Consider the following 10,755-nt stretch of genomic DNA (forward strand, 5'->3'; position numbering starts at 1 on the left):
ATCTATGGTCTTTGCCTTGATCTCTTCTTCACTTAGATGCGACACCGTGCCGCAGGCGCAGTTGGGACAGACGCCCTTTACCTCGTATCTTTTCTTTGCCATGACTTCCTCCTTTTCGTTAGGCAGTTTGCCGTTTTTTGCCGGTCGACAACCGCAGGGTTCTCCAGGAAAAGCTTCCGCAAGCATGGCATTGCGGCAGTTTTTCTTCCTCGGCCTCTATCTCCAGCTGGTTGGCACACGCATTACACCTATAGACACCACACTGAACAGAAGTTCCTGCAGGGATATGTTCTTTGCTCATTATCTTTTCCTTTCTATGGGTTGCTCCACCAGGCGTGGGGTTAAAAAGCATTGCTGTTCCTTACAACAAGATCTGTGCCACTATAGGCGCAGCTTCTTGAGAAAAATTAAACCAAATTATATCAAGTAGTTAATTCTCGTTGACGAGGAAAAGCCAGGAATGTCTCAACGTAATACCTGAGACACTCATGAGACACATGCGGTCCAAAACCAACTGGGCCGAGTCTCGAGTCTTGGGGGAGAATAAGCAAAGGTGGTGTTGCAGTGAAAGGCCAGCTATAAACAGGCAGCCATCAGGGTGTCTCAGGAATGTTCTTGAGACAAAAGTGTCTCATGAGACACCCTAGGACTCAGCAAGAAAGCGATAGAGGGTTGCCCTCCCTACCCCCAGGATTCTTGCCGCCCTGCTCTTGTTGCCGCCGCTTCGCTCCAGGGCAGCCTGCACCGCCTCTGAGGTGAGTTTCTTTGCAGGGCCACGACGGGGACTCCTTTTCCTCAATTCAAGGGGAAGGTCCTGTTCGTGGATCATCTTGCCCTTGCACTTCACCAGGGCATAATGAATGGCGTTTTGCAGCTCGCGCACGTTGCCGGGCCAGTCGTATTCCATCATCAAGGCAAGAGCTTTCTTGGAAAATCCAGCAACCTTCTGGCCGTCTCTGGCAGCCTCTTGCAAGAAATGCTCAATAAGAAGCGGGATGTCACTCTTGCGCTTCCTGAGAGGAGGCAGGTGAATAGGAACCACATTGAGTCGGTAGTACAGGTCATCGCGAAATCGCTTTTTCTCCACCTCCTCTTTCAGATCAATATTGGCAGCACTGATCACCCGCACATCTACCGAGATTGTCTGCTCACCGCCCACTCGTTCAAAGGTGGACTCCTGCAGCACCCGCAGAAGCTTTACCTGCATGTTTTTGGGAAGGTCAGCCACCTCGTCAAGAAAAATAGTGCCGCCGTCGGCGAGTTCAAAGCGTCCCTTCTTGGTGCGAATTGCTCCTGAAAAAGCTCCTTTCACATGGCCGAATAGCTCGCTCTCCAGCACTCCTTCAGGCAGGGCCCCGCAGTTGACTGGTACGAAGGGGCCGCCGCCGCGCTGGCTCTCGTTGTGGATGGCAGCTGCAACCAGCTCTTTACCTGTACCGGTTTCTCCTGTGATATGAACAGGGTAATCATTGGTTGCCAGTTCTCTTATCTGCTCAAAAATCTGCAGCATCTGGTGGTCCTGGCCGATAATGCCACTGAAACTCGTGAGTTTTCCCAGTCTGAGCTGCAGGCCCACCAGGTCGGTCACATCTCGAAAAGCCGCCAGCACTCCTGTAAGGCAGCCGCTGCCATCAGTCATTCCTGAGACTGACATTTCGATTCTTTTGGGCACCCCGTCTTTGGTCACTATATTGAGGGGATAGTCAACGTGCGTCCAGGAATGTGGCGTTTCTCCGCAAAAGGAGCATCTGCCGCCGCAGAATGGGCTGCCAAAGGCCTGGTGGCAATCCTTGCCCAGAACCTCTTCCTTGCTAAAGCCGGTAATCTGTTCAGCAGCTCGATTGAAGTAGATGATGCGTCGCTGAGTATCATGGGCGATGATGCCCTCCATGAGGCTGTCGAGAATGCGTTCAAGATTTTCTTTGTCAGCCAGAAGCTTATCAAGAGAAAGATCCATGCCATGGGTCTCCATGTTCAGCAATGTACAGCAGGCTTGGCAGTTTCAAAGTAACAACACTCAGGACAACACCTAGCTTATAAAGCAGAAGAGATGTCGTCAAGATTTTAAGGCATGTCTCAGTCTTTGCAAGCTGCATGTCATCCTGTTAATATGGATTCGAAGACATTTGCTCACTCCCTGCTGCCGAGCGGAAGCATCCAGTGAAGTGGAGAAAAAACATCTTTGTCACAGGCCCACCCCGGTCAGGCAAATCTACTGTTATCTCCCGCATTGTGGAACGGTTGGACAAAGGGGCCACCGGATTCTTTACCACCGAAATCAAGGATGGAGGCCGCCGGGTCGGTTTTTCCATAACTACACTACAGGGTAATCGCGGCATACTTGCGCATCAGGACCTCTCCGCCGGCCCTCGGCTGGGGAAATACCGGGTAAACCTCGAGGACCTCGAGAAAATTGCTGTACCCTCCATGGTGCCGGACAGTACCATGGAGATTGTTGTGGTAGATGAGATCGGCAAGATGGAGTGTTTCTCTGAATTGTTCCGGAAGACACTCCTGCAGGTGCTTGCTTCCGAAAATGTGGTGCTCGGCAGCATTGCCTTGCGAGGCGACAATTTTATAGAAAAGATCAAAACACGCCCCGACGTACAACTGCTGCCCCTGTCGGAGAAAACCAGGGATCTCCTTCCTGAGATTATCCTCGACAAGATCTCTGCTATCTGGAAGGAGGTCAATTCATGAACTGTGCGGTTGAAGGATAGTCTTCATGGGTACCTGCCGTCTATGCGGTGAAAACAGGCCAACCATATCAGAGGTGATTGGCTTCTGCGTTCGCTGCATTCGCACCGACTTTGCCAGAATCCGGCCGGAACTCAACAGGGTACACCAGCACAGCCGTCTGCCGTACGGCCTGCCATCTGAGCCTCCCCGGGCTGCAGACGGTTTCACCTGCAAGCTCTGCCTGCACAGCTGCTCCATTCCGGAAGGAGGTCGCGGCTATTGCGGCTTGCGACATGTGACAAAGGGCATCCTCAGAGGAGGCAGGCCCCATGAAGGTCGACTGTCTTTCTATTTCGACCCTCTGCCTACCAATTGTGTGGCTTCCTTCACCTGTGCTGCCGGCACAGGCTGCGGCTACCCGGAGTATGCCGTCTCAAAAGGGCCGGAACACGGCTACAGGAATCTCGCGGTCTTCTATGAGGCCTGCTCCTTTAATTGCCTCTTCTGTCAGAACTATCACTTCAAACAGCGCACCTCCTCAGCCGGCAACGTGCACGCCCGGAACCTGGCTGCAGCCGTGGATGACAGGACCACCTGCATCTGTTACTTCGGCGGTGATCCATCTCCGCAGGTGCTCCATGCCATCAAGGCATCGAGTCTCGCTATCCAGCGGGCGCAGGGCCGCGTTCTCCGGGTGTGCTGGGAGACCAACGGCTGCGTGCAGCAGCCGTACCTCGATAAGATGGCCTTGCTGTCGCTGCACTCTGGAGGCTGCATCAAGATTGATCTCAAGGCCTGGGATTCTGGGGTGCATTTCGCCCTGTGCGGTGTAAACAACCACAAAACCCTGGAAAATTTTGCCACGCTCAGCAAGTTGATTCCGGAGCGGCGCATGCCGCCTTTCCTCATTGCCAGTACTTTGCTGGTCCCCGGCTATGTGGATGAAGTCGAGGTAGCGGCCATTGCCGATTTCCTCGTCCGACTGGATCCTGAAATCCCTTACAGCTTGCTCGCCTTCTACCCGACTTTCTACCTGGGCGATCTGCCCACCACCTCACGCACTCATGCCCTGCGCTGCAAGCAGGCTGCTGAACAGGCCGGACTCAAACAGGTTCACATCGGCAATGTGCATCTTCTTGGCAAAGACTACTGGTGAGAAAGTCCTTCGATTCATAAGTTCAGTGGCGAACTTATTTACTCGGGACATAGTGCTGGGTGAGTAATTGCTTCAAAGTGAATCACCAAATCAGGTCACTGTAACTGCGAATCGCAGCACGAAGTCTTCACACTCTTTGCAGGTTGAGCCGAGTACGTCGAACCGTCTCCCAGGTGCTGCCTGGATATGTCGACAGACATCCACACTCATTGACAACCTGCACCAAACAATCTAGATTGCATCCAGTTGCCATGCCTCAGGGGCCTGGGTGGCGGAATTGGTAGACGCAAGGGACTTAAAATCCCTTGGGACCATGTCCCGTGCGGGTTCGACTCCCGCCCCAGGCACCAGTAAAATCAAGCCTTTACAGATACCAGCCGTAACCATAACTAGCCCACATTCGCTGCTTGGGTAACGCTATGGGTAACATCCTGTAGCTGCTGCCGTAGCCACGAGGTATATCCGGCCAGGGCCTCCCTCAGGTCCCGCTCGAAATCCGGATGCACATAATGCCTGTCCATGCCCCATTGCTTGTGGCCCAGAAGCGTCCTGCGGTAGACATCTGGCACACCGGCTCTCACCATCAGGGTGTCCGCTGTGGTTCTCAGGTCACGAAAGACGAAACCGCCTGCTCTCTTCATGCCGTAGGGGATCCCGGCGGCCTTGCAAGCATTTTTTACCCCGCCGCGAATGTCACTCAACGGTCTCCCCAGAAAGGTAAACACATACCTTGAGCGCATATCCCTGGGTATCTTCTGCAGCACACCCAGGATTTCGTCTGTCACGGGCACATCTCTGGCCTCGCCTGTCTTCGTGTCTTCGGCCCGAAGGTGGATCAGGCGCCGTTTGAAGTCCACCCGGTCCCAGGTGAGCCCCCTGGTGCCCTCCTGCTTGTTGGCCCTGTTCACAGGGATGAGTTCCCCCGGCCTCATGCCCGTATAGAGCGCCAGGTCGAAAAGGGGCCGCACATGTGGCGGCAGATGCTCCCGCAGTCGCACGTATGCCTCAAGCTCGAGCACCCGCTTTCGTACATTGCCCCCGGGCTCTGTGAGTTTGCCTACCCGCTTGAAGACCCGCACGGTTTTTCCGCTCACCATGTTGCTGTCGAAGGCGAGGTTTACCATGCGCTTCGCCTCGCCCATCTCGTAGTCCACGGTGCGCCGACTGATCCCTGCCTGCAGTCGCATCAGCCTGTAGGCTTCCAGGTCCTGCAGCGCTATGGCCTTGACTATACGGTCGCCGAATACCGCATTGAAATTCTTTATACAGTCCCGCTTGCGCCTGAGGCTCTTTTTGCCCTGAGCCTCGTAGCGCACCCGCTCCAACTCCAGGTACCACTCGCCGAGTTGGGCGAAGGTCTTTCTGCCCTCCGCCTGTATATCCAGCATGTCCTCGAGCTTGTTCTCCCGCTTCTGGGTTCTTCTGGCGGCATCGGCAGTCCTTGCCTTCTCTATGGATTTGCCCACGTATTCTTTTTTTTGCCGGCCGCCGTCCAGCCGGTACTGGATCCAGTAGCGCACCCGGCGTGACTTCTTGGCTCGGTCCATATTCTCGCCACACTTACAGACCTTGTTCCTAGTGGCTTGCTTCCTGTGGCATGTGGGGCATTCTGCGAGAATTGCCATACTCTCACGCTCCTTTCTTTAACTGAAATTTTGTTTAAAGTCTTCTCTCAGGGCGTTTTTCTTGCGGCAGCAGCAGCCTCTCTGATAGCCGCCTTCGCGTCCTTATCGCCGCTCTTTATGGCCTTCCATACTGCTGCAAAGAGCGCTGCCTGCTCATCGCTCATGTCTTGTACAATGCACCATGTTGCAGGGTAGCCTTCGTCACAGCAGTCGTAGCAGATATTGACCACTCGATCCTCTGCTTCACCGAAGGGTTTCTCCATGTAAACGCGCACACTTGCTTCACGCGCCTCTGTTGCACTCAAACCTTGCCGCTGACACATTTCACATTTCATAGTTCACGCTCCTTTCTGAAAAAGAAACCCCCACTCCAGCATGCGGCCAGTGTGGGGGGCTTTCCAAAGTCGTGAGTGTTTCCCCTGGCGCAGAACTGCCAGCCTCAAGGGTCGCCCCTGGAGGACACTCACGAGATATATGGTCTTTGCGGTTCACGTTCTGCCTTTTGGGAATTCTGGTTGACATTGGTTGTCTTAAAGACTACTATAGACTACTAAAATATCTATGTCAAGCTATTTTATTGACAAGGGACCAAAAAAACCGCTATTAAAGGAGTTATGCTAGTGAACGTCACGGTCAAAATGCCACCAGAGATGAAAAAGGCGTTGGAGAAACTGGCAAAACAGGAGTTTTCTTCTGTTTCAGGTATCCTCAAGAAAGCCGCTGAGAAGTATCTGCTCGAGCATGGGATTGACTGGAGAAAAGAGCAGTAAAGCAGTATAGACAGTTTTATGGTCCATTTTTTGCAAATTTGGCTATTGACATTTAGTGTAAAAATGGCGATTATAAAGAGTGCCCTATGGCACGACCATGCGATAAGCGCCCCTTTCGTACGCTTTTGTTGATATATAGTGCGGAAGGGGCTATTTAGCTTTTGGGGCGGTCCATGAAAAAAGTAGCAGTGATGCTTGACGGAAGATTCGTACTCAAGAAGCTGCAAGAGAGGCTTCATGAACGCCCCAGTGCTGCCCAGGTTTTTGAGTTTGCCCTTGCATGTGTTTCTGCCGACGAGCAGGAAGAGTTGCTCAGAGTCTACTATTATGATTGCCCTCCTTATGGCTTAATCGAAACAAATCCTCTATCAGGCCACACAATCGACTTTTCGCAGACCAACATATTTAAGACAGAAACGGCACTTCAGACTAGCCTGGCTCGTATGGACCATATAGCTTTCAGAAAAGGCGTTCTATCTTTTAAGGGATGGAAAATAGGTAAAAAAGCCAGTCGCGAACTTATGCGACAGCGGAGATCAGTTGTGGCAGAAGACTTAGTTCCAGATCTCGAACAAAAGCAAGTTGACATGAAAATCGGCCTCGACATTGCTTGGTTGTCTAGTAAAAACATTGTAAATCGAATCATTCTGGTTACTGGCGATGCTGACTTTATTCCAGTTATGAAATTTGCTAGACGTGAGGGCGTACAAATCGTCCTGGTAACTTTAAACCATGGTGTTAAGGCGGCAATGAAGGAACATACCGATATATTCAGAGAAGTCAAATGGCCTTCGGGTGATGGGACAAATGCCTCATCAGGATGATATCTGCTTAAAAGTCTCTCTCTCGTTATCCATAACTCATTGGCTACATCGAGGATCATAAGGGATCCTTTCACATCTCCTTCTCTTTGACTTCTATGCCGTTAGAGCGCAGGCGCTGTATCAACTGGTCAACCTTCTCTCTAGACGGCTCATTCAGTCTTATCTCTTTCGGCCTGCTGTTATAGCCGAGCCAGACATAAAGTGGATTCAGGTCTGTCAGCCACATGCTGAATATGTCCAAGTCGAAGTCAAACACCGGTTCGACTGTTCCGACTTTCTTCGGCCAGTCCAGCGCTTTGAACTGCAAGTATCTTACTGATGGTGGAGGCGCTTTCGAGACCTGCCTGCAGCCGGAATCACGGTTTGTCTCTAATGTCGTGAGTCGGCGTTGCATCATAGCCGGCCATGATCCCCTGGCGTGTCTCCTGAGTGTCATTGATGAGTCCGGCCACCTCTACACGGCACGTTTGGCGCATTCACTTTTGCGGCTTTGTCCAGGCAGTCATCCTAATGCCAGCAATCAACTGCCCTAGGTGACGGAACACCTTTTCATCCTGCAGCATCTGGCCGCCAGTTGACGGTCACGCGAAACGGCTCGGGTTCTGCAGGTTCCACAGGGAACTGGCCCGTCTCCAGCCATTTGTCCACATCGGCGGTGGTAAAAACACGGTGCCTGAGCCTGGTGCGCTCGGTTGTGATTTTGCCTATCTTCGCCTTGAGGTTGCCCTGGCGGTAGGCGGAGACTCGGCGCTTGGCCAGGGTCAGCTCTTTATCGAAGCCGTCCACATCCTTGTGGACCATGCCCCGGATCCAGTCGAGCAGGTCCGTCGACAGCAGGTGACGGCGGAGGTCGTCCGCCTTGCAGCAGTCAAGAATTTCTGCGTAGCAGGCCAGCTCGGCCAGCAGCCTTTGCACTTTCGGGAGCACATCGGCCTGCTGCTTCTTGAGTCGGTTCTGCCGTTTGTCACAGTCTTTGAGTAATGTCTTGCGCTCGACCTCGGCAGCCTCAAGCAGTCCTTTCTTCACCTTCTCGAGCGCCTTCTCGAGCGCCTTGCGCTTTGCGGGAAGATCCAGCTTCCTGAGCTGCAGCGCCTGGAGCTCTTTACCGCTTTCGCCATTGAGCACTTTGCCCAGTTGCAGTTCTTCGATGGCTGCATCAAGATTCTTCTCCTCTACCGCCAGCTGCTCCAGCTTCGCCATGAGCTCTCTTCCTGTGGATAAAAGCTCATCAGTCTTTGGCGCTGCCTTTTGGTCCCCTTTCAACCATTCGATGACTTTCCCCATATTTTCCCCCTCTCTTAACTTAAATCTGAATTGCCCCTTTGCTCGAAACGCTATTTACATAATCATACATTTCAACGGCAGCCATACATCATCCTCCGTAACTACCGTTCATAGCCATGGTAAGCTCGGGGTTCTTGGTTATCTCCTTGACGACACTCGTGCTTATCTGCTGTCCATCGAGATAAACATGCACGTTGACATTCTGTGCCTCCTGCATGAGTCTCCGCCTTTCAGCGCCAACCGGAAAATGGCCCATTTGCCAGCCCACGTAAGCTTGCTGCCAGCCATACAGTTCTCCTGCACGCGAACGCCGCCAATAGTCGCCTATTTCGACGTTACCAGTGACAGGGCCATAGCGGACATCTTTGAAATCGCCACCCTGTTCTATAATGGTTTGCATACCTGCAACAGCCTTCTTGAACTCCGCAACAGCATCAGCAAACCCGGTAACAGAAAGCCGTATACCATAGCGCCTGAGCGCCGTGGCACTTGCCCTATCCAGGATCATCTCGCCAGTATGCACAGTAGCAGTACCTGTGCGGCCAATATAGGAAATGCCAGCCTGATAGCCAGGACCACTACCCCAGCCGCCCTCTGCTTCGTGGCCCCGTCCTCCTGGTGCCGGACCGCCGCCACCTGGGCCACCAATGCCAACGTCCATCCAGCCCCCGCCCCTGATTCCTGCGCCTATGCCCCAACCACCAGGACCATAAAGGCCACCTTTGGTCAACGCTCCCGGCTGGCCGCCACCGCCGAGGTCAGCCAGAGCAGGAACTTCGCGCAATGCCTTTTCCAGATAGCCCTGGGCAAACATCGCTTTGACACGTCTGGTGAGGCCAATATCCTCCAGGCGTGGCAGCTCGATATGACGCTTGAAATATTGTACTGTGGCATAAAGTTGCCTGCCCTTTATGTAACCATAGGCGCTCTCGAAATAGTCCCGCAGCTCTTCGTCCTGACGTATATTGAGAAAATCTGCTACGGCATCACCCAGAAACGAGCCAGCAATACCGAACGCCAGCGCCGGTGCGAGAGCGCCTGCAGGTAGTCCCAGCGCCACGGCAAGAGCGCCAGCAAGTCCCCTACCTACCCGCGCAGCAGGACCAAAGCCAAGGCTGGCATCGAGGGCGCCCGGGATGCCGCCCATGAAGGCACTGCTGAGTATCGAACGTGAGCCCAACCAGCCACCAAGAAACTGGGCGGGAGTAATGGTTCTATCAAGCGTGAGATTCAGTCCACGCAGTCCGATCATGCCCCATGCCCTTGCAGAGCCCTGCAGGAAGCCTTGCAGGCCACGGTCTGGCAGATCGTTTATAGCACTGCGCAAGGCGTTAAAAGCACGCGAGTCCCTGTCGCCGCCACCACCTATGCGCTCGCGGATAGCATCCGCCACCTCTTTAGGAATGATCATCTCGCCTGGATGCGCTATGACAGGGATGCCCCTGTCGCTTCCCCTTACATTCCAGATACCTTCACTTGCCCAGATAGCAGACACCCAGTCAACTATCTGCATTGCTGCAGCCTCTGTGGCCATCCTGGTTATGGTGCGGAGAAATTCATCCAGCATATTGTCCAGGAGGTCTTTGAACAGGTCGCCTAGGTCGTCGAAGTTTCCTGTGAGCAGATTGTAGAAACTGTCAGTCCATGCGCTGCTGGCACTCGAGATGAAGCTTGAAAAATGATTGTAGGCGACAGCGTTGAAATCGCCAGCCTCACTGCTGTAGCGCTGCCAGTCGGCTACGAGCCTGTCTATAAATGAACCGTGTTCAGCTATCTCCTCCTGTCTTAACTTGGCGCGCTCGCCATAATACCACTGGTCCAACAGCGCCACTCCGTCGGCATAGTTCTGATCCATCTGTGCCAGCGCTTCCAGGTGCGCCTTCTTTTTACTGTACTCCTCATCGAGGCTGGCCAGCTTCTGCTCATATGTCTCATCACTCATGGCGCGGAGAGCATCTTCGAGGCCATGGTAGATTTGCTTTGCCTCATCTGTATAGCGCTGCTGCTCTCTTTTGAGCTCCTCCAGTCTCTCCTCTTCCAGCTTGAGCATTTCTTCGGCATAGTCTTCTTCTGCCTTCAATTGCTTTTCGTGATTCTCCACAAACCATTTGAGCTGCTGCAGTAAATTTTCACGGTAGCGGTCGAGTGATTTATCAGCTTGCCTGGCGAGCTCCTGATAGTATTTCCTGTCCTCCTTCTCCTTCTGCTTGTTGGCGTCTTTTGTCTCAACCAGTACGTCTTCAATGTTGTACTTCAGCTTCTTGACTGCCCTGTCACTTTCCTTGATCTCAGTGTCTGTTGTACTTTTGGCTATCTTTTCCTTGTCCTTGCCTGCATCCTTGTAGGCCCTTACTACTTTCTTTACACCCTCTTGCTGGGCTTCAGTCGCCTCCTTGGCGGTATCCTCGAGCTTCTTG

At 53.1% G+C, this 10,755-nt stretch carries 10 protein-coding genes and 1 tRNA gene; 5 read left to right on the top strand and 6 right to left on the bottom strand.

The window, feature by feature from the left end; genetic code table 11:
• Nucleotides 1-643: 643 nt before the first annotated feature.
• Nucleotides 644-1,957: a sigma 54-interacting transcriptional regulator gene (locus tag JRI89_14745; GenBank protein MBW2072497.1), complete on the bottom strand. Its 1,314-nt coding sequence runs from the start codon at nucleotides 1,955-1,957 to the stop codon at nucleotides 644-646.
• A gap of 203 nt (nucleotides 1,958-2,160) precedes the next feature.
• On the opposite strand from JRI89_14745, the gene JRI89_14750 reads away from it, so the two are divergent.
• The 3 genes from JRI89_14750 (at nucleotide 2,161) to JRI89_14760 (ending at nucleotide 4,185) form a co-directional block, all read left to right on the top strand.
• Complete coding sequence (locus tag JRI89_14750) at nucleotides 2,161-2,700, top strand: AAA family ATPase (GenBank protein MBW2072498.1); 540 nt, start codon at nucleotides 2,161-2,163, stop codon at nucleotides 2,698-2,700.
• 25 nt (nucleotides 2,701-2,725) lie between these two features.
• Nucleotides 2,726-3,835, top strand: coding sequence for a radical SAM protein (locus tag JRI89_14755; GenBank protein MBW2072499.1), 1,110 nt, complete (start codon nucleotides 2,726-2,728; stop codon nucleotides 3,833-3,835).
• A gap of 262 nt (nucleotides 3,836-4,097) precedes the next feature.
• Nucleotides 4,098-4,185 (top strand) — tRNA-Leu (locus tag JRI89_14760).
• A gap of 39 nt (nucleotides 4,186-4,224) precedes the next feature.
• Here the strand turns inward: JRI89_14760 and JRI89_14765 are convergent.
• Complete coding sequence (locus tag JRI89_14765; GenBank protein ID MBW2072500.1) at nucleotides 4,225-5,460, bottom strand: site-specific integrase; 1,236 nt, start codon at nucleotides 5,458-5,460, stop codon at nucleotides 4,225-4,227.
• A 47-nt stretch (nucleotides 5,461-5,507) separates the two neighbouring features.
• Nucleotides 5,508-5,795, bottom strand: a complete 288-nt coding sequence (locus tag JRI89_14770; protein MBW2072501.1) for a hypothetical protein — start codon at nucleotides 5,793-5,795, stop codon at nucleotides 5,508-5,510.
• Between the two features lie 285 nt (nucleotides 5,796-6,080).
• Between JRI89_14770 and JRI89_14775 the strand changes: the two genes are divergently transcribed.
• Nucleotides 6,081-6,230 (top strand): ribbon-helix-helix protein, CopG family, encoded by a 150-nt coding sequence (locus JRI89_14775; GenBank protein ID MBW2072502.1) that lies wholly within the window; start codon nucleotides 6,081-6,083, stop codon nucleotides 6,228-6,230.
• Between the two features lie 173 nt (nucleotides 6,231-6,403).
• Nucleotides 6,404-7,054 carry an NYN domain-containing protein gene (locus JRI89_14780; GenBank protein MBW2072503.1) on the top strand — a complete coding sequence of 217 codons (651 nt, stop codon included), beginning with the start codon at nucleotides 6,404-6,406 and terminating at the stop codon, nucleotides 7,052-7,054.
• A 70-nt stretch (nucleotides 7,055-7,124) separates the two neighbouring features.
• On the opposite strand, the gene JRI89_14785 is transcribed toward JRI89_14780, so the two are convergent.
• From JRI89_14785 to JRI89_14795, 3 genes are all read right to left on the bottom strand, one after another.
• On the bottom strand, nucleotides 7,125-7,490 hold the full coding sequence (locus tag JRI89_14785) for a hypothetical protein (GenBank protein ID MBW2072504.1): 366 nt from the start codon (nucleotides 7,488-7,490) through the stop codon (nucleotides 7,125-7,127).
• Between the two features lie 113 nt (nucleotides 7,491-7,603).
• Entirely contained in the window at nucleotides 7,604-8,254 is a 651-nt protein-coding gene (locus JRI89_14790) for a hypothetical protein (protein MBW2072505.1), read from the bottom strand.
• 172 nt (nucleotides 8,255-8,426) lie between these two features.
• Nucleotides 8,427-10,755, bottom strand: a 2,329-nt coding sequence (locus tag JRI89_14795; protein MBW2072506.1) for a hypothetical protein, incomplete at its 5' end; no start/stop codon positions are given.

This window comes from Deltaproteobacteria bacterium (genome assembly GCA_019309045.1).
In the GTDB taxonomy this organism is placed as follows: domain Bacteria; phylum Desulfobacterota; class Syntrophobacteria; order BM002; family BM002; genus JAFDGZ01.

Bases quoted from the DNA above. Each gene is read 5' to 3' on its own strand.
- JRI89_14745 (MBW2072497.1), bottom strand. From the start codon at position 1,957: ATGGATCTTTCTCTTGATAAGCTTCTGGCTGACAAAGAAAATCTTGAA.
- JRI89_14755 (MBW2072499.1), top strand. From the start codon at position 2,726: ATGGGTACCTGCCGTCTATGCGGTGAAAACAGGCCAACCATATCAGAG.
- JRI89_14765 (MBW2072500.1), bottom strand. From the start codon at position 5,460: ATGGCAATTCTCGCAGAATGCCCCACATGCCACAGGAAGCAAGCCACT.
- JRI89_14770 (MBW2072501.1), bottom strand. From the start codon at position 5,795: ATGAAATGTGAAATGTGTCAGCGGCAAGGTTTGAGTGCAACAGAGGCG.
- JRI89_14780 (MBW2072503.1), top strand. From the start codon at position 6,404: ATGAAAAAAGTAGCAGTGATGCTTGACGGAAGATTCGTACTCAAGAAG.
- JRI89_14785 (MBW2072504.1), bottom strand. From the start codon at position 7,490: ATGACACTCAGGAGACACGCCAGGGGATCATGGCCGGCTATGATGCAA.
- JRI89_14790 (MBW2072505.1), bottom strand. From the start codon at position 8,254: ATGGCGAAGCTGGAGCAGCTGGCGGTAGAGGAGAAGAATCTTGATGCA.